16 protein-coding genes and 1 pseudogene are annotated in these 18,302 nt (G+C 33.7%); all 17 read left to right on the top strand.

All coding sequences use genetic code 11. The features are described from left to right. A partial coding sequence (locus tag N2259_02175) for a hypothetical protein (GenBank protein MCX7779026.1) occupies nt 1–1,263 on the top strand: 1,263 nt, incomplete at its 5' end. 16 nt (nt 1,264–1,279) lie between these two features. Beyond that, nucleotides 1,280–2,620 (top strand): GerMN domain-containing protein, encoded by a 1,341-nt coding sequence (locus N2259_02170; GenBank protein MCX7779025.1) that lies wholly within the window; start codon nt 1,280–1,282, stop codon nt 2,618–2,620. A 76-nt stretch (nt 2,621–2,696) separates the two neighbouring features. After that, a complete protein-coding gene (locus tag N2259_02165; GenBank protein ID MCX7779024.1) occupies nt 2,697–5,177 on the top strand; it encodes a cation-transporting P-type ATPase in 2,481 nt (826 codons plus the stop codon). 8 nt (nt 5,178–5,185) lie between these two features. Beyond that, nucleotides 5,186–5,737, top strand: a complete 552-nt coding sequence (locus N2259_02160; GenBank protein ID MCX7779023.1) for an HDIG domain-containing protein — start codon at nt 5,186–5,188, stop codon at nt 5,735–5,737. A 76-nt stretch (nt 5,738–5,813) separates the two neighbouring features. Continuing rightward, the gene (locus N2259_02155) at nt 5,814–6,038 is read left to right on the top strand and encodes a DUF2905 domain-containing protein (GenBank protein ID MCX7779022.1); all 225 of its coding nucleotides are present in this window, start codon (nt 5,814–5,816) and stop codon (nt 6,036–6,038) included. A 174-nt stretch (nt 6,039–6,212) separates the two neighbouring features. After that, a complete protein-coding gene (locus tag N2259_02150) occupies nt 6,213–6,407 on the top strand; it encodes a DUF6485 family protein (GenBank protein ID MCX7779021.1) in 195 nt (64 codons plus the stop codon). Between the two features lie 51 nt (nt 6,408–6,458). Further along, nucleotides 6,459–6,686 (top strand): DUF5652 family protein, encoded by a 228-nt coding sequence (locus N2259_02145; GenBank protein ID MCX7779020.1) that lies wholly within the window; start codon nt 6,459–6,461, stop codon nt 6,684–6,686. Between the two features lie 173 nt (nt 6,687–6,859). Further along, a pseudogene (locus N2259_02140) lies at nt 6,860–7,285 on the top strand (secondary thiamine-phosphate synthase enzyme YjbQ). Between the two features lie 19 nt (nt 7,286–7,304). Next, nucleotides 7,305–7,832 (top strand): phosphatase PAP2 family protein, encoded by a 528-nt coding sequence (locus N2259_02135; GenBank protein MCX7779019.1) that lies wholly within the window; start codon nt 7,305–7,307, stop codon nt 7,830–7,832. Nucleotides 7,833–7,846: 14 nt separating this feature from the next. After that, nucleotides 7,847–8,473 (top strand): protein-L-isoaspartate O-methyltransferase, encoded by a 627-nt coding sequence (gene pcm / locus N2259_02130; protein ID MCX7779018.1) that lies wholly within the window; start codon nt 7,847–7,849, stop codon nt 8,471–8,473. Between the two features lies 1 nt (nt 8,474). Continuing rightward, complete coding sequence (gene mltG / locus N2259_02125; GenBank protein MCX7779017.1) at nt 8,475–11,612, top strand: endolytic transglycosylase MltG; 3,138 nt, start codon at nt 8,475–8,477, stop codon at nt 11,610–11,612. Further along, nucleotides 11,605–12,228 carry a GtrA family protein gene (locus tag N2259_02120; GenBank protein MCX7779016.1) on the top strand — a complete coding sequence of 208 codons (624 nt, stop codon included), beginning with the start codon at nt 11,605–11,607 and terminating at the stop codon, nt 12,226–12,228. Before mltG ends, N2259_02120 begins: the two co-directional genes overlap by 8 nt. 87 nt (nt 12,229–12,315) lie before the next feature. Then, nucleotides 12,316–12,996, top strand: coding sequence for a 50S ribosomal protein L1 (gene rplA, locus N2259_02115; GenBank protein MCX7779015.1), 681 nt, complete (start codon nt 12,316–12,318; stop codon nt 12,994–12,996). 29 nt (nt 12,997–13,025) lie between these two features. Continuing rightward, nucleotides 13,026–14,537, top strand: a complete 1,512-nt coding sequence (locus N2259_02110; protein ID MCX7779014.1) for a type IV secretion system DNA-binding domain-containing protein — start codon at nt 13,026–13,028, stop codon at nt 14,535–14,537. Between the two features lie 15 nt (nt 14,538–14,552). Beyond that, on the top strand, nt 14,553–15,560 hold the full coding sequence (locus N2259_02105; protein MCX7779013.1) for a flippase-like domain-containing protein: 1,008 nt from the start codon (nt 14,553–14,555) through the stop codon (nt 15,558–15,560). A 59-nt stretch (nt 15,561–15,619) separates the two neighbouring features. Then, nucleotides 15,620–17,521, top strand: coding sequence for an alanine--tRNA ligase (locus tag N2259_02100; GenBank protein ID MCX7779012.1), 1,902 nt, complete (start codon nt 15,620–15,622; stop codon nt 17,519–17,521). A gap of 6 nt (nt 17,522–17,527) precedes the next feature. Beyond that, the coding region (locus N2259_02095; protein MCX7779011.1) for a hypothetical protein at nt 17,528–18,302 on the top strand (775 nt) is incomplete at its 3' end.

Raw genomic sequence — 18,302 nt, 5'->3', positions numbered from 1 at the left:
AAACCATTAGATTTTTATTGTTCAGGCCAGACCGATGTTTCGGAGTTAATGGCAAAGTGGGTACCAAAAGTAGAAACCGAAGAAGAAAAGAAAAAATGGCAAGATTTTTTAGAGTTAACAGAAACTCAGATTAAACTTTCTAAAATTGCTCAAGAAATAGAAGAGAAAAAGAACATGTCTGAAGGACAAAAATTAGTTTTAATTCACGAGCGTTTACAAGAATTAGTTAAAGAAGCTGGTCTTTCTGAAAGGACCCAATGGAAATTTCAATACGGCGCTATACCAAAAGCAATGGGTTTGATAAAAAACCCTGACGGTACCTTTTCTTTTGACGAGCAAAGAGGTGAGGGCTTTATTCTTCATATTGAAGAAGTGGGTTTAGCCGAACCGCAAGTGATTAATGCTTTATTAAAGATCCGGGGTAAAAGAGGACAGTTAGCAGAAGAAATTCAACTTTGGGAAAATGGTGGTAAAAAAGTTAAGGCTGGTCCTAAATTTTGGGTTGTCTTTTCTACTAATCCACCCGAAGAATATTTAGCCAGAAACGAAGTAGAGCCGGCATTAGCAAGAGGAACAGTCTTTAAAAGAATTGGAGAACTTTCTGAAAAATCTCTTTATTTAGCAGCTGATTATTATTTTACTTATAAAGTCAAAGAAAAACCAAAAGAGAAACCAGAACGTTGTATTTTAGATATTTATAATTATCCCGAAATTGGAAAGGAAATAGCAAAAGTAGTAGCTGCTTTTCATAATGATTTCAATAAAGAGCTTAAAAAAGGAGAAAAAGGAAGGCAACAAAGAATTCCTCTTACCTTGGATGATATGGCTAGGGTAGCGAGATTTTTAATTAACTATCAAATTAGAAACAGGAAAACGGGATTTTTAGATTTAGCTGAAACTTTAAAAAAAAGTATTCATTTTTGTTATCTCGATAGACTAGCAGACGAGGATTTAAAAGACAGGATGTCTAGAAATCTTGATGATTTGCTTTATAATACTACCGGCGCCACTGGTGCAGTAATGTTTGAGGGTAAAAAAATAAGTCGAGCAGAACTCTTTGATCTTTTAATAGAGAGGGTTTCAATAACCGAAGAAGAGCGAAGACGACAGGAAGAGGAAAATAAAAAAGTAGAAGAAAGAAAAATAGAACAAATAATTAATGAAGCAGAAGATGGTTTGAATCGATTAATGGAAAATCAAAATATCCCCCCAGAGATTAAAGAAAAGATTAAAGAAATTTTAAAAGAAAGAAAAAAAATATAAAGTAATAAAAATTAAGATGAACAAAAAATTTATTTTATTGATTATTATTTCCCTTCTTCTATTTTCTCTCGGTTTTTATTTTTGGCATGAAACACAAAAGAGTCACCTTTCTCAGATAATAACCTATAGAAATCCTTTTTATGGTTACGAATTAAATATTCCTATTTCTTGGCAAAATAAATTTACACTTGGTGAGGAAGAAAATAAGACAGAATTTCTATATTTAAAAAATACTTCTCAACCCATAGAAAAAAAAGAGTCTATTTTTACCATTTTAGTTTATTCAAACTCGCAATGGGAACAAATCAAAAAAGAACCGGGTTATCACGGTTCAGAAATTTATTCTGATGAAAACTTATCTTTTGTTTTTACCTTGCCACTAGAAAATCCTTACGCGATTGAAAAGGAATTCAACAGGGAAGCCGAGGAATTTCAAAAGATGGTTGGTCAGGTGCCGGAAATAATTAAAACATTCAAATATCAACCATCATCAATATCTTGTGCCAGAAAAAATGAGAGAATTAATAAAAATCCTTTGATTGGTCCAACTTTAAGGAAATGTTGTTCTGGTTTAAGTGAGTGGAGGGAGAGTAATTCCGCAGCTGTTTGTTTAAAGCCCACTGACGAGGGTTTGGTTGTTTATCAGCCACAGATTAATGAAAAAATAAAAAGCCCACTAAAAATAAAGGGTGAAGCTAAAGGATTTTGGTTTTTTGAAGCGGAATTTAGGGCTGAATTGTATGACGAAAATGAAAATTTCTTAGGTAGAGCAATTTTAACCGCCCGAGATGACTGGATGACGGAAGGGTTTGTGCCATTTGAAGGTGAACTCAACTTTTCTTCTCCTTCTACTACTACCGGTATTCTTAAATTTTTAAGCGCTAATCCATCAGGCTTAACCGAGAACCAAAAAATTTTTGAGCTGCCGGTTAAATTTGAAGAAATGGCTGGTAAAGAAATTTTACTTTATTATTACAATCCAGAGAAAGATAGAGATGAAACTGGCAATCTTAAATGTTCTCGTGATGGTTTAGTGCCAATCAAAAGAACAATCCCTTATTCTTTAACGCCAATTAAAGAGACAATTAATCTTTTGTTAAAAGGTAAAGAAAATTTAACTCAAGAAGAAATCAGTTCTGGTTTGACCACTGAATATCCTTTAGAAAAATTTTCCTTAGAGGAGATAAATTTAAAAAGGGACGGAACATTAATTTTAAAATTTAACGATCCATTAAACAAAACTATCGGTGGTTCCTGTCGGGTAGGAATTTTGTGGTTTCAAATCGAAGAAACTGCTAAACAATTTCCCGAAGTGAGAAAAGTAGAATTCTTGCCGCCGGAAATTTTCCAGCCCTAAAGACGAATAGTTATTTAAGTTTCATTTAAAAAATGAAACTTTTTTATTTTTTAAAAAATTGCTATAATTTATCAATATGACTTTTAACTCTCAGAAAATAAGGAAAATTTTTGATGAATGGCAGACAAGCGAAAATGGTTTGAATGAAGAAGAGGCAAAATCCCGATTGGTTAAATATGGTCGAAATGAATTAGAGATAAAAAAAATCTCTCTTTTTTCTCTTTGGTTGAGGCAGTTTAAAAATTCAATGATTTATCTTTTATTTACTGCTAGCTTTATTTCTTTAGTTTTAGGTGAATGGGTTGATGCTCTTATTATTTTTATCATACTCATCATCAATAGTACATTGGGTTTTATTCAGGAATATAAGACTGAAAGAATTTTAGAAAAGCTAAAAAATTTTATTAAAGTAAAGGCCAGAGTTAGGAGGGAGGGGCAATTGAAGGAAATTGATCGATCTTTAGTAGTGCCAGGCGAGATTGTTGTTCTAAAAGAAGGCGATTTGGTCCCGGCCGACATTTTTCTTTTTAAAAGTGAGAACTTAATGGTTAATGAAGAAATTTTAACCGGGGAATTTTATCCGGCCGAGAAAACAGCCAAAGCATCAGAAGATGAGAAAAGTAACTTAGTCTTTTCTGGTACTTCGGTGGTTAAAGGTTATGGCGAGGGGGTTGTTATTGCCACCGGCCAGAAAACAAGTTTTGGTAAAATTACCGAAATGACTATTAAGACAGCGAAAGAAAGTATTGTCGAGAGAAATCTCCTGAGTTTGAGTAAAATGATTTTAAGAATTGTTTTTATTACTTTATCAATTGTTTTTGTTCTTAATTTAATTCTTAAAGGTTTTCAGATAAATATTCCTGAGTTTTTACTTTTTAGCGTTGCTTTGGCGGTGAGTGTTGTTCCTGAAGCCTTACCACTTATCACAACCCTGACCCTTTCGCGAGGGGCAATCAAACTAGCTAAAAAAGATGTTGTCGTCAAAAGACTTTCTTCACTAGAAGGTTTAGGCAGTATTGAAATAATTTGTTCTGATAAGACAGGGACTTTAACAAAAAATGTCTTGACAGTAAAAGATTGTTTGGCTGAAGATAAGGCAAAGTGTTTTCTCTTTGGAATTCTCGCTTCTGGTTTCTTTCAAAGTGAAAGAGAAACAACTCATGATCCTTTTGACTTAGCTCTTTGGCAAGCTGCTTCTGAGGAGATAAAAAAAGAGATCAAAAATTATCAAAAAATTTGGGAAAGACCATTTGATCCAGAAAAGAGAACTAATGCCTTAGTAGTCAAGAATTTAAAAGGAGAATTTTTTTTAATTATTCGAGGGGCAGTAGAAGAGGTGCTTCGTGATTCTAAAAAATCATTTAATTATTCAGAAATTATTAATCAATATCAAGAGAGTGGAAAAAGAGGACTGAGAACGCTGGCGGTGGGCTTTAAAAAAATTAAAGAAAAAGATTTTTTTTCAGAAGAAGACGAAAAGGGCCTTGATTATCTTGGTTTTTTTACTTTTTCTGATTCATTGAAACCAGAGACGATTTTAACCATTAAAAAGGCCAAAAAATTAGGAGTGAAGATCAAAATTATTACTGGTGATGCGTTGGAAGTAGCGGAAAGTGTGGCGAAGGAGGCTGGTTTAGAAACTGGCGAAAGAGTTTTCAGTGGCGAAGAACTGGAAAAAATGGATGAAGGAAAGCTTCTTTGGACAGTCGAGAATAATAACGTTTTTGCTCGTGTTCTGCCTAGCCAGAAATATAAAATTATTCAAACCCTTCAAAAGAAATATACAGTTGGTTTTTTAGGTGAGGGAATTAATGATGCACCATCTTTAAAATTAGCTCATGTGGCTATCGTTGTCGATTCGGGAGCTGATGTTTCTAAAGAAGCTGGCGATATTATTCTTTTGAAAAAAGATTTAAAGGTTATTGTTGATGCTATTCAAGAAGGAAGAAAAATTTTTGCCAATATCACGAAATATATTCGTTATACTTTTATCGGTAATTTTGGTAATTTTTACGCTATGGCCGCTATTTCTTTAATTTTACCCTTTTTGCCAATGTTAGCCGTTCAAATTTTATTAGTTAATCTTTTAAGCGATTTACCATTAATTGCCGTTTCAACTGATAATGTTGATTATCAGGAAATTAGAAAACCAAGAAAATATAATTTAAGAGAAATTACTTTTGTCTGTATTTTTCTTGGCTTCCTTTCTTCACTTTTTGACTTTACATTTTTTGCTCTTTTCTATAAAACCGGACCCGAAATGTTAAGAACCCTTTGGTTTATTTGTAGTATTTTGACGGAGCTGGTTCTAATCTTTTCAATTAGAACAAGATACTTTGTTTTTAGATCATCAATGCCGAGCTCGACTTTAATTTCTGTTTCTTTTTTAGCCTTTTTCTTGACCATTTTTATTCCTCTTTCTCGTTTGGGCAAAGTTTTTCATTTTCTTGTTCCTTCTTTTTCTTCTCTTTTCATCATTCTTGGCTTAGTAATTTTATATTTTATTGCTACTGAAACGGCAAAATTAGCTTACTATCGGTCACATAAAGAAATTTAAAAAATTTTATGAATAGAGACGAGGCCTTAAATTTAGTCCAAGAGAAAATAAAAAATAAAAACTTGATTAAACATTGTTTGGCTGTTGAAGCAGTAATGCGAGAGTTAGCGAAATATTTTAATGAGGACGAAGAAAAGTGGGGACTGACTGGTCTGCTTCATGATATTGATTACGAAGAGACCAAAAATGAACCTAAAAAACATAGTTTGGTTGGAGGTGAAATTTTAGAAAAACTTGGCTTAGACAAAGAAATTGTTGAGGCAATCGAAGCACACAACGAAATACATGGCCTACCCCGCGAGACAAGATTAGCCAAAGCACTTTTTTGTACTGATCCAATCACCGGTCTCATTGTTGCTGCCGCTTTAGTCTTGCCGAGTAAAAAACTTAATGACTTAACCTCAACAAATGTTTTAAATCGGTTTAAAGAAAAATCTTTTGCTCAAGGTGCCAATCGTAATATAATTTTAACTTGTTTAGAAATTGACTTAAGCCTAGAAGAATTTATTCGCATTTCTCTTTCTGCGATGCAAAAAATCTCTTCAGATCTTAATCTATAACCCCTTAAGAAAATTTTCAATTTTTCAGGCATATACCAAAAAAAATTGAAAAAATTTTATTGATTGTAAGATGTATATGGAATACTTTGGTAAAATTTTAATTTTTCTTGGCTTTTTTCTTATTATTTTTGGCTTGATAATTTTATTTGGCGAAAAGACTCACTTTTTCGGCAGATTACCTGGTGATATTTTCATCCAAAAACAAAACTTCAGTTTTTATTTTCCCGTTGCTACCTCGATTCTTTTAAGTATTATTTTATCTTTAATTTTGACTATAATTTTTAAAATTTTTAAAAAATAATTTACCCTGAGCCAAACCTCGAAGATAGTTAATCTGTCGTCGGCAACTCATTTCATGGAAAAGGTTCTCGGCTTATTTAGATTTGAGATAATAATGATAAGCCGGATTGGTTCAGGGTACTCAAATTGTTATAGAAATTTATTCGCTTTATTATAAGTTTTTAACAATTTTACTATGGAATGCCGACAAAAAGAAAACCTTAAAAATTGTCCTTGTAGTTATCCAGGTTGTCCAAGAAAAGGAATTTGTTGTCAATGTCTTCGTCATCATCGAGAAAAGGGTCAGTTACCGGCTTGTTATTTTTCACCAGAGATCGAGAAAACTTATGATCGCTCGATCAAAAAATTTATTGAGGTCTATAAAAAATAGTACGGCTATTCATCACGATCGTGATATTTGACTGCTTTTATCTTTAAATTTATGAACTTCTTTCAAGATCCATTTTCATTGCCTGCCTGGTTTTTTTGGCCGATAATGATTTGGGTATTAATTTGGAAGGGTTTGGCTTTATGGCGCGCTGCCAGAAACAATCAACAGATTTGGTTTGTCATTTTGTTGATTGTCAATACCCTCGGCCTTCTAGAAATTCTGTATCTTTTTATCATTAGTAAAAAACAAACCATCGAGCAGCCAAGAGAGCGGTTATAGAAAAACGTTGGTTTTTATCTCGGTTAATAAAATCTCATCAGCATGATTGCTGCCAATTTCTATCCTTGGGGCAAATTCTCAAAATCTGGTATACTAAGAATGAGAACTGTCAATGATGTTCTAGTAACCTGTGCTTAGTAACTCTTATATTTTAGATTCTCATTTTTTCGTCTATGATTTATACTGATAAAATTACTCTTTTCACCCAAGGTTTTTGTCACCTCATTGATATTACTGACCAAGTAAGAGGCATTATTCGAAAATCAAAAATTAAGGATGGGTTGGTTAATGTTTTTATTAAAGGCTCAACGGCCGCTATAACGACGATAGAATATGAACCAAATTTAATTAAAGACATGCAAGAATTAATTGAAAAACTAGTGCCACAAAACAAATCTTATCATCATAATCAAACCTAGGATGACGACAATGGTTTTTCTCATTTGAGGGCAAGTTTATTTTCTGCCTCTTTAACCATTCCGTTGACTAATGGTCAATTAGATTTGGGTACTTGGCAACAGATTATTGTTTTTATTGTTTGTGATTTTGATAATCGCGAAAGGAAGAGAGAGATAGTATTAAAAATTATCGGCGAATAAAATTATATTAATTATTTTCATGAGGCTTGATTTAACAATTTTTAAATTTATTCACAGCTTGGCCGGCAAATCAATCTGTCTTGATTCTTTAGGAATTTTCTTGGCTGTTTATTTAATTTGGTTGATGCCGTTGCTAATTTGTTTCATCTGGTTTCTGAAAGGGGAAAAGAGAAAAATATTGAAAATTTTGTTTCTCTGTTTCTTGGCCGTCGTTTTAGTCTATCTTTTTGATTTTATTTTTGAAAAAATATATTTTCGGCCCAGACCATTTGTTGTTCTGAATTTGTTATCTTTAATTAATGTTGGAATGAAAGAATCATCCTTTCCTTCAGCCCATACAGCTATAGCTTTTGCCTTAGCTTTTAGTATTTATTTTTTTCACTATCGTTTAGGGATCATCTTTTTAATTCTTGCTCTCTTTATTGGCTTAGCGAGAATTTTTGTTGGTGTTCACTGGCCAACTGATGTTTTGGCTGGCATTTTCATTGGTTGGTTTGGCGCACTCTTGACAAAAAAACTTTTTACCCGTAAACTCATAACTCAATAGCTCTTAACTTTTCTATGCCTAATTTAATCGACCAACTTGTTGAGCAGGGATATCTCCGAACGCCGGAAATTATTAAAGCTTTTTATAAAATAAAAAGAGAAGATTTTTTGCTACCTGAATTTAGGGGCGAGGCCGAAGCCAATTATCCTTTACCAATTGGTTATGGTCAGACAATTTCACAACCTTTGACGGTAGCTTTTATGTTAGAACTCCTACAACCAAAAAAAGGAGATAAAGTATTAGATGTCGGTTCTGGTTCTGGCTGGACAACGGCTCTGTTAGCCGAAATCGTTGGTGAAAAGGGTCGAGTTTTTGCTCTAGAAATTATTCCGGAATTAAAAGAATATGGAGAAAAGAGAACAAAAAAATATAATTTTGTCTCTTCTGGTCGTGTTGTCTTTATCTGCGGCGATGGTTCAAAGGGTTTAGTTAAAGAAGCGCCCTTTGACAAAATCCACGTTGCCGCAGCTGCTACTCGCGTTCCCCAGGATTTACTTGATCAGCTAAAGATTGGTGGACGATTAGTAATACCAGTTGGCGTCGAATCGCAAGAAGTGGTCTTAATAGAAAAAATTGGTGAGAAAAAATATCAAGAAAAAAAATATCCGGGCTTTCTTTTTGTCCCTTTGATTACTCAATGATATGCGTAAAATTACGGTTCTTATTAGTTATTTAATGATTATTTCCTTGGTCGTTTTTTTATATTTAGATTATCAAGCGAGTAAACCAATGGGTCAAAACGAAGAGACGACCATTTTTATTATTACCAAAGGTGAATCTTTAAAAAAAATTGGTGAAAATTTAGAAAAAGAAGGTTTAATTAAAGATAGAAACATTTTTGTTCTATATTCTTTTTTAAGAAATTTAAGAAAAAAATTTTTGCCTGGGAAATACGAGTTAAAAAAAAGTTTAAGTCTTAAAGAGATTGTTGAAATTTTAACCTCGTCTTTATCCCGTGAGAAAAAAATAACGATTATTGAGGGCTGGTCGGTCAAGGAAATAGCTGAGAACCTGGAGCAGGAAGGTCTGGTCAAAAAAGAAGATTTTTTAACAAAAGTTCAAGAAGTGAATCAATTCCGAGAAAAATATGATTTTCTTCGAGATGATAAGATTAAAAGCCTTGAAGGATTCCTTTTTCCCGATACTTATCGTTTTTATTTAGAAACCGAGAGTGAAAAAATAATTTCTAAAATGTTAGATAATTTTGATCAGAAAATGACCGATGAACTGAAAGAAGAAATTAAGAAACAAGGCAAAACAATTTTTGAAATTGTTACTTTAGCTAGCATTATTGAAAAAGAAGTACCTTTAAGAAAAGATAAAAAAATAGTGGCTGATATTTTTTTAAGAAGGTTAAAAAATAATCTACCCCTTCAAGCCGATTCGACAATTAATTATCTGACCGGTAAAAAAGTAAGACGGGCCTCTCTTGAGGACTTAAAAATAGACAACCCTTACAACACCTACAAATATAAAGGTTTGCCACCTGGTCCGATTTCTAATCCAGGCCTTGATTCTATTTTAGCTGTTATCTATCCAGAAAAAAATGATTGGTGGTATTTTTTAAGTAAAGAAGATGGAACAACTATCTACAGTCGAACCTTTGAAGAACACCGGGCTAATAAAATAAAATATTTAGAAGACCAAGAAAGTTATAAAAGAGGTGAATTATTAGTTAAATATAAAAATGAAGAAAAAATTTCAAAAATCTTTTTTAATCCACAGGAAGATATTGAAGAGATCAAAGCAAAAATTTTAAATCAAAACAAAAATATTGAGATGATTGAACCAAATTATTTATTCCGGGCCAGTTATTTAACCAATGATCCGTTTTATTTTGAACAATGGTATTTAGAAAAAATTCAGGCTCCTAAAGCTTGGGATTTAGTCAAAGGTGGTCGCGAAGATATTACCATTGCTGTTCTGGATTCGGGAGTGGATATTGATCATCCTGATTTAAAAGACAATATCTGGGTTAATCAAAAAGAAATTGCTGGTGATCGACTCGATAACGACAACAATGGCTATGTTGATGATCTCAATGGTTGGGATTTTGTTGACAATCTGCCAAATCCTAAGCCAAAATTTTTACCAACCTATACGACAGCAGGCATTCATCACGGAACAGTCGTTGCTGGCGTTTCAGTTGCTGTTGGTGATAATCATCAAGGTGTTAGCGGCTTAGCCTGGAAAGTAAAAATTATGCCCTTAAGAGTCCTTAACAATGCCGGCGAGGGGAGCTTAGATGATGTAATCAAAGCTGTTAATTATGCCATCGTCAATAAAGCCGATGTCATCAATCTCAGTTTTGTTGGTCCAAATAGAAGCCAACTTCTTTTGGAAACATTGAAAGAAGCCTGGCGTCAAGGTTTGGTGATTGTTGCCGCGGCTGGCAATGACGCTCTCAACCAAGGACAAGATTTAGACACCTCACCACTTTATCCTATTTGTTTAGATCAAGGAGAAAGAGAAAATTTTATTCTCGGCGTGACAGCGACGAATGAAATTGATAAAAAGGCATCTTTCGCTAATTTTGGCAGTAGGTGCGTTGACCTAACCGCTCCGGGGACAAGAATTTACAGTACTTTATTTTATGCACCAGAAAAAGAGGATTATAGAAACTATTACGGTGGCTATTGGTCAGGTACTTCTTTAGCCACTCCACTTGTTTCCGCAACCGCCGCCTTAATTAAATCACTCAACCCTTCAGTTCTTACCAATCAGGAAATTAGAGATTTGATTTTGGAAACAGTAGAAAAAATTGATTATCTCAATCCTGGCTTGACTGGTAAATTGGGCCAAGGCCGCCTCAACGTTTATCAAGCGGTTAACGAAGCTTATCAAAGATTGACCCAGAAGTCTTCTGATCGTTATATTATTACCGCTAGCGGCAAAGGTAGTTCTCCTTTAGTTAAAATTTTCACACCAACCGGCGTTTTAACCGGTGAATTTTATGCCTACCAGAAAGATTTTAAAGGCGGGGTAAGTCTGACGAGCGGCGATGTCGATGGTGATGGACTTGAAGAAATTATTACCGGTCCCGGTCAGGGTGGAGGACCACATCTAAAAATTTTTAATCAAAAAGGCAATCTCAAAGGACACTTCTTTGCTTATGATAAAAATTTTAAAAATGGTATCAGTGTCGCGGCCGGCGACTTAGATGGTTATAGTCAAGACGAAATAGTGGTGGCGCCACAGAAAGGGACGGCCAAACTTAAAGTTTTTGATAAAGATGGCAATTTGCTTTCTGCCTTTTTTCCGTATCAGCCAAATTTTAATGGTGGAGTCTCGGTAGCCGTTGGCGATTTAAATGGTGATGGTCGAAAAGAAATTATTACCGGTCCCGGTCAGGGTGGAGGGCCACAAGTCAGAATTTTTGATTTAAAAGGTAGGATTATTGGTCAATTTTTTGCCTTTCATGAAAAATTTAAAGGTGGTATTAATGTTGAGGCTGGCGATTTAGATGGCGACGGTTTAGATGAAATTGTTGTCAGTATCGCTTCCAGGGCCAGCCCTTATCTAAGAATTTTTGATCGATTTGGTTATTTAAAAGGACAGTTTTTAGCCTATCAGCCAGATTTTTATCAAGGTGTTACTCTTTCAGTCTCTGTCATCGATCAGACAAAAAAAGCGAGGATTGTCACTGCTCCTTTCAGGGGCGGCGGGCCACAAGTCAGAATTTTTGATTTAGAAGGAAATGTTCTTGGTCAGTTCTTCGCCTATCCAAAAACAATGGGTAGCGGTCTGAGTGTTGCCACTATAAAAAAAATAAATGATTAAAGAAACCATTAAACAATTTTTTAAATTTTTAATTGTTGGCCTGAACAATACCGCTCTTGATTTTTTGATTTTGAATTTGTTAATGTTTACTTTCAATCTCTATCAAGGATTACCAATCATTTTTTTTAATCTTATTTCTTTTACTATCGCTGTGACTAATAGTTATTTGGTTAATAGATTTTGGACTTTTCAAAAAGAAAAAAACAAGAAAATTTTTCAGGGCCAATTTTTTTTAATCTTAATTATTTTTTTTATTCTCATCAATTTGAAATTTTTTAAAAAAAATATTATTTTTATTACACTCGGCTTTATTTTTTTTACTGTTGTTTTATGGATCGACCTTTATATTATTAAAAAATTTTTGTTAAAAGAAAGATTTTTGGAAAGTTCGAAAGAGTTTGGCAAATTTGCTATTCTAACTATCCTTGGTATGGCTATTAATACTAGCATTTTTTATACCCTTACCTCTTTTGTCTCACCAATTTTCGGTTTTTCAAAGATTCTTTGGGCAAATTTTTCTAAAGCTGTGGCAACTTCTCTGTCACTTTTTTGGAACTTCGCCTGTTATAAGCTTATAGTTTTTAATAAAAAACAAGACATCGCTGGTCTTTTGTGAAAATACCAAATCCTGAATGAATTTTTTATTGTTTTTTTAGTCAAAAAGACTTGCTTTTTTTAAAAAATTTGTTAGAATGATAAAAATATGTCACGAAGTAGAAAATATCAAGAAATTAAGAATAAAATAAAGCCTCAAAAATTATACTCACTTGAGGAAGCAATTGATTTTATTAAAGAAAATAAGACGGCTAAATTTGATGAATCCATCGAGGTTCACTTAAGGTTATCTATTGACCCTAATAAACCAGAACAACATTTGAAAGGCAGTGTTGTTTTACCATTTGGTTTAGGAAAAAGTAAAAAAATTATTTGTTTTGTTGAGCCAGAAAAAGAAAAAGAGGCAAAAGAGGCGGGAGCAGATGAGGTTGGTGGTAAAGAATTGATTGAAAAGATAAAGACAGCCAAAAAATTAGATTTTGATGTGGCCGTGGCTAGTCCTCAGATGATGAGAGAATTGGCACCGATTGCCAAAATTTTAGGGCCGAAAGGATTAATGCCATCACCAAAACAAGAGACGGTGACCGAAGAGATTGGTCGGGTGATTAAAGAAATTAAAAAAGGTAAAATTTATTTTAAAAATGATGAAGGTGGCAATCTTCATCAAGTCATTGGTAAAACTTCTTGGCCCAGAGAGAAAATTATTACTAATTTCAAAACTTTTTTAGAGGCAGTTAAAAAATCAAAACCACCAAGTCTTAAAGGAAATTTTATTCGCAATGTTGTTATTTGTTCGACGATGGGACCTGCCTTGAAAATTAAACTTTAATTTTTAATTTTCCATTTTTAATTTAAGTTATGGAGGTTGAATTGAACAAATTGTCAGAAAAAAAAGAACAAGATGAAATTGTTGTTTTTGCTGAAACGAATTATCGCAATATTCGGAAAAAATTTGGTATTAAAACTGATGATCGACGGAGACACTTTTATTTAGTTGGTAAAACTGGAACTGGCAAATCAACTACTCTTGAAAATATGATTTATCAAGATATTAAAGCTGGTCGCGGGGTGGGTGTTGTTGATCCTCACGGTGACTTAGCTGAAAAGGTGATAAACTTTGTTCCAGCTTCACGGATTAATGAAACAATTTATTTTAATCCCGCTGACCTTGATTATCCAATCGCCTTTAATATTTTAGAAAAAGTTGAACCAACCCATCGTCACTTAGTTGCCTCTGGCTTAATTGGCATCTATAAAAAAATATGGGCCGATTCGTGGGGGCCGCGCCTTGAGTATGTTTTACGAAACGCTATTTTAGCGCTTTTAGAATTTCCTGGCTCGACCCTACTTGGTATCATGAGAATTTTGGTTGATAAAGAATATCGGAAAAAAGTGGTGGCTAAAATCACCGATCCGGTGGTGAAATCATTTTGGGTTGATGAATTTCCACGCTATCCAGAAGCCTTCAAGTCTGAAGCAATTGCGCCAATTCAAAACAAAGTAGGTCAATTTCTATCAACAGCCTTGATTAGGAATATTGTTGGTCAAGTGAGATCTTCCTTTAATTTAAGAGAAGTCATCGACAAGAAAATGATTTTAATTTTAAATCTTTCCAAAGGAAGAATCGGTGAAGATGCTTCTTCCCTACTTGGGGCAATGATGATTACAAAGATTCAATTGGCGGCCATGAGTCGAATTGATATACCAGAAGAAAAACGAGAGGATTTTTATCTTTATGTTGATGAATTTCAAAATTTTGCCACTGAATCTTTTGTCAATATTTTATCCGAAGCAAGAAAATATCGCCTTAACTTGATTCTAGCTCATCAATATATTGGGCAATTAGATGAAAAAGTTAGATCAGCTGTTTTTGGTAACGTCGGCACAATTGTTTGTTTCAGGGTAGGAGCTGAAGACGCAGAAATTTTAGCCAAAGAATTTGCTCCGAAATTTACCGAAGTTGATTTGGTTAATTTAGATAAGTATGATGTTTATGTTAAATTAATGATTGACGGAATTACTTCAGAACCGTTTTCAGCCACAACCTTACCTCCCATCTCTACACCTTGCGGAGAAAAAGAAAAAATTATTAGAGTAACGAGAGAGAGATATGCTCAAGAGAGAAAAGTTGTTGAAGAAAAAATTGCTCGCTGGAGTGGCCTCTCTGACGAAGAGATTGACAAAAAACTAAGAAAGATTTCTTCGCCAAAATATGAAGCAGAGTGTAGTCTGTGTGGAACCATCACCCAAGTTCCTTTTATTCCTGATGGTATTAGACCGGTTTATTGTAAAAAATGTCTCAAAAGTATTAGAAAACAAAAAATAGCGACTAAAGAACTGACCCAAGACAAAAATTCTAAATCAAGATAAAATAAACTTTCAAAGATGAGATTCAGAAAATTTTTTTTATTTTTTATTTCATTATTTCTTGGCATCATTTTTGTTCTTTATCTTTTTCATCGCGTTGGTTTTCGAAAAGTCTTTCATGTTCTTTCTCTTTTACATTGGTGGCAACTAATGATTATTTTTTTTATTAATCTTTTTGTTTTATTTCTCATGATTAAAAAATGGCAAATTTTAGTTAGTTCTTATGGTTATCGAAGCGGTCTTAAAAAATTAATTCCAGCCTTTTTAAGTGAACAGGCGATTAGTTACCTGACGCCCGTCATGTACATCGGCGGCGAAGGATTTAAAGCCTATTTAATTAAAAAAAATGAAAACAAATCGTTTGTTGAAACTTTTGGTTTAATTGTCATTGATCGGATGGCTGAAGGAGCGGCCTTATTAATTTTTCTAACTTTGGGCGGTATTGTTTCTTTACTGGTTGGTTCTTATCTACTTGGTTTTTTTTTACTTATCGCTTCTTTGATTATCTTTATCTTAATTATCATTATCTTTCGTTTACCAAATATTTTGCGTTTCTTCATCAATTTTTTTCAATTTCAAAAAGTCATTAGCCAAGAGATTAATGAACACCAAACTTTAGAGAGAAAAATTAATGAGGAAATTAATATTATTCAGAAATTTTTCCAGCATGGCAAAAAACTTTTTCACTTAGACATAATTCTTTCTTTAGTGATTATTCTGCTTTCTTGTTTACAAATCTATTTTTTAATGTTTTTCTGGGGGCAGTCACTTGATATTTTTAAAATATATCTAATTAGAATTTTTGGACTTTTGTCTGGATTTATTCCTACACCAGGTTCAATTGGTGGCTTTGAGGGCGCCATCGCTTTTATTTTTGCCATTTTAAAACTTAACCTTGAACATGCCTTATCCTTTGCCTTAGTGATTAGAGTTTGTCAATTAGTCTTTGTTGCGCTAGGGGTGTTATTTCTTATTCCTTATCTAACGAAATTAGTTTTTCCGTTGATTTTTAAAAATAATCATTAGTCCTAACTTTTATTTTTGAATCTTGCCGATTTAATTTAAAATGATAAAATATATAAGATATGACCAATTTTACCGCTCAAGAAATTCGTCATATTTTTTTAGATTTTTTTAAGCAAAAAAAACATGAAATTGTTTCCTCTTCTTCATTAATTCCGGCTGACCCGACTGTTCTTTTTACTTCGGCTGGGATGCAACAATTTATTCCTTATCTTTCCAGTCAAGTTGTTCCACCTTATCGGAGAGCTGCTTCCTGCCAAAAATGTTTTCGGACTTCTGATATAGATAATATTGGTTCAGCCTTTCATCACACCTTTTTTGAGATGCTCGGCAACTGGTCTTTTGGTGATTATTGGAAAAAAGAGGCGATTGAACTAGCTCTTGAATTATTAAATATCAGATTTAAAATACCAAAATCAAAACTTTGGGTAACGGTTTTTGGGGGTGAAGATGGTGTGGCTGAAAAGGACAAAGAAGCGATTAGGTTTTGGCGGGAAGTTGGGATACCTCGAGAAAGAATAAAAGAATTTGGGATGACAGAAAATTTTTGGGGGCCGATTGGTGTTGAAGGGCCATGTGGCCCCTGTTCAGAAATTCATTATGATCGAGGCGAAGAATTTCGAGAAAAAGAATGTAGTTTGCCGAATTGTGGTCCAAATTGTGCTTGTGGTCGGTTTGTTGAAATTTGGAATCTGGTTTTTATGGAATATTTTCGAACAAAAGAAGGGCATTATAAAAAATTACCGCGGAAAAATATCGATACCGGCGCTGGTTTAGAAAGGTTGACTTGTGTTTTACAAAATAAAAAATCAAATTTTGAGACTGATTTATTTTTACCACTGATCAAAAAAATAGAGGAAATTTCTGAAATTCCTTATCGATTGGGAGAGAGGTTTTATCGAATTGTTGCTGACCATTTGCGAGCCGTCTGTTTTTTAATCAGTGAAGGACTTTTACCCTCAAAAGAAGAAAGAGGATATATTTTGAGAAGGATTCTTCGTCGGGCAATTCGTTATGGCAATTTAATCAAAACCAAAAAAGGATTTTTGATTCCTTTAGCAAATTTGGTGATCGAGAACTATCATAATATTTATCCAGAACTTAGTCAGAAAAGGAATGATATTTTAACCGTGATTCAACAAGAAGAAGAGAAGTTTGGAAAAACACTAGAAAAAGGAATAAAGGAATTACAGAAAATTATTGGTTGGCTTGAAAAAGAAAAATCATCAATGATCGGAGAGTATAAACCAGGAAAGTTATTAGACAAGAAAAAGATATATGACCCAATTAAAACCTATAATGAATTAGGAGAAAAATTTTTCTATATTTATGAAACATATGGTTTTCCGTTAGAATTATCTATAGAAGAGATAGAAAAGATTCATCGAGAGACACTTCCTTTTAAAGATGAAATAAAGGAAGGATTTGAAATGTCTTTTCAAAAACACCAAGAAATTTCTCGAGCTGGGGCGAAGAAAAAATTCGGTGGACATGGTCTTGGAGGAGATGTTTCTAACGAAGAGAAAGAAAAAATTGTTCAACTTCATACGGCGACTCATTTATTACATGCCACTCTTCGCCAAGTTTTAGGCAACCACGTTCAACAAGCCGGTTCTGATATTAATTCAGAAAGACTACGATTTGATTTTACTTATCCTAGAAAATTAAGCGAGACCGAGATCAAAAAAATTGAAGAAATAGTTAATCAAAAAATCAAGGAAAATTTGGAAGTTAAATTTCAGGAAATGTCTTATGAAGAAGCAATACAATCAGGTGCTTTGGCTTTTTTTAAGGAAAGATATCCAAAAATTGTTAAAGTTTATTCAATTGGTAATTTTTCTAAAGAAATTTGTGCCGGACCTCACGTCAGAAATACCTCAGAGCTTGGCCGATTCAAAATCATCAAGGAAGAAGCGAGCACGGCCGGCACTAGAAGAGTTAAAGCCATTTTAATTAAAAATTAAAAATTTATGAATCATTCAAATAACAAATTAGAGAAAGGGGTTTCATTTTCTGAAGAAGTTAGAAAAAATGTTTTGACCCATAAACAGGACTGGGCTTTACAGCAAATAAACTATCTCCTCTCTACAGGAAGGATTGATGCTGCTTTTAAAATTATTGAAATACAAGAACGATATAATCTACCAACAGAAATTATCCGATCAGACAAAAAAGTTCAATCGGTACTTCAGAAATACTTCATAAAACTTTTAGAAAGTGGAAAAATTTACCACGCCCTCGAAATCCAAGAGAAATTTTCTCTACCAGAAGAATTCATTAAATCCGAAACTGTCCAATCAGTATTTCAGAAAGAATTCATAAGATGTTTAGAAAATGGATACATTGACACCGCCTTCAAAATCCAAGAGAAATTTTCTCTACCAGAAGAATTCATTAAATCCGAAGCTGTCCAATCAGCGGTTCAGAAAGGTTTCATAAAATGTTTAGAAGATAGATATATTAGAGACATTGACCGCGCCTTCAAAATCCAAGAGAAATTTTACATTTCCCCAGACTGGGTCCAATCAGCAGGTCAGAAAGACTTCATGAGACGCTTAGAAAATGAAGACATTGGCCGCGCCCTTCAAGCCCTCAAAATCCAAGAGAAATTTCACCTTTCACCAGAATTTGTCCAATCAGTAGTTCAGAAAGGTTTCATAAAATGGTTAGAATATGGAGACATTGACACCGCCCTCAAAATCCAAGAGACATTTTACCTTTCACCAGAGTTTGTCCAATCAGCAG

The organism is Patescibacteria group bacterium (genome assembly GCA_026417895.1).
In the GTDB taxonomy this organism is placed as follows: domain Bacteria; phylum Patescibacteriota; class Patescibacteriia; order UBA2591; family CALHIP01; genus CALHIP01.
The sequence above is the reverse complement of the archived record's forward strand: the minus strand, read 5'-3'. Positions and strand labels throughout refer to the sequence as shown.

What these genes read in the sequence shown, in the direction of transcription:
- N2259_02150 (MCX7779021.1), top strand. Translation starts at nt 6,213, where the DNA reads ATGGAATGCCGACAAAAAGAAAACCTTAAAAATTGTCCTTGTAGTTAT.
- N2259_02165 (MCX7779024.1), top strand. Translation starts at nt 2,697, where the DNA reads ATGACTTTTAACTCTCAGAAAATAAGGAAAATTTTTGATGAATGGCAG.
- N2259_02120 (MCX7779016.1), top strand. Translation starts at nt 11,605, where the DNA reads ATGATTAAAGAAACCATTAAACAATTTTTTAAATTTTTAATTGTTGGC.
- N2259_02105 (MCX7779013.1), top strand. Translation starts at nt 14,553, where the DNA reads ATGAGATTCAGAAAATTTTTTTTATTTTTTATTTCATTATTTCTTGGC.
- rplA (MCX7779015.1), top strand. Translation starts at nt 12,316, where the DNA reads ATGTCACGAAGTAGAAAATATCAAGAAATTAAGAATAAAATAAAGCCT.
- N2259_02155 (MCX7779022.1), top strand. Translation starts at nt 5,814, where the DNA reads ATGGAATACTTTGGTAAAATTTTAATTTTTCTTGGCTTTTTTCTTATT.
- N2259_02135 (MCX7779019.1), top strand. Translation starts at nt 7,305, where the DNA reads ATGAGGCTTGATTTAACAATTTTTAAATTTATTCACAGCTTGGCCGGC.
- N2259_02160 (MCX7779023.1), top strand. Translation starts at nt 5,186, where the DNA reads ATGAATAGAGACGAGGCCTTAAATTTAGTCCAAGAGAAAATAAAAAAT.
- N2259_02145 (MCX7779020.1), top strand. Translation starts at nt 6,459, where the DNA reads ATGAACTTCTTTCAAGATCCATTTTCATTGCCTGCCTGGTTTTTTTGG.
- mltG (MCX7779017.1), top strand. Translation starts at nt 8,475, where the DNA reads ATGCGTAAAATTACGGTTCTTATTAGTTATTTAATGATTATTTCCTTG.
- N2259_02170 (MCX7779025.1), top strand. Translation starts at nt 1,280, where the DNA reads ATGAACAAAAAATTTATTTTATTGATTATTATTTCCCTTCTTCTATTT.
- pcm (MCX7779018.1), top strand. Translation starts at nt 7,847, where the DNA reads ATGCCTAATTTAATCGACCAACTTGTTGAGCAGGGATATCTCCGAACG.
- N2259_02110 (MCX7779014.1), top strand. Translation starts at nt 13,026, where the DNA reads ATGGAGGTTGAATTGAACAAATTGTCAGAAAAAAAAGAACAAGATGAA.
- N2259_02100 (MCX7779012.1), top strand. Translation starts at nt 15,620, where the DNA reads ATGACCAATTTTACCGCTCAAGAAATTCGTCATATTTTTTTAGATTTT.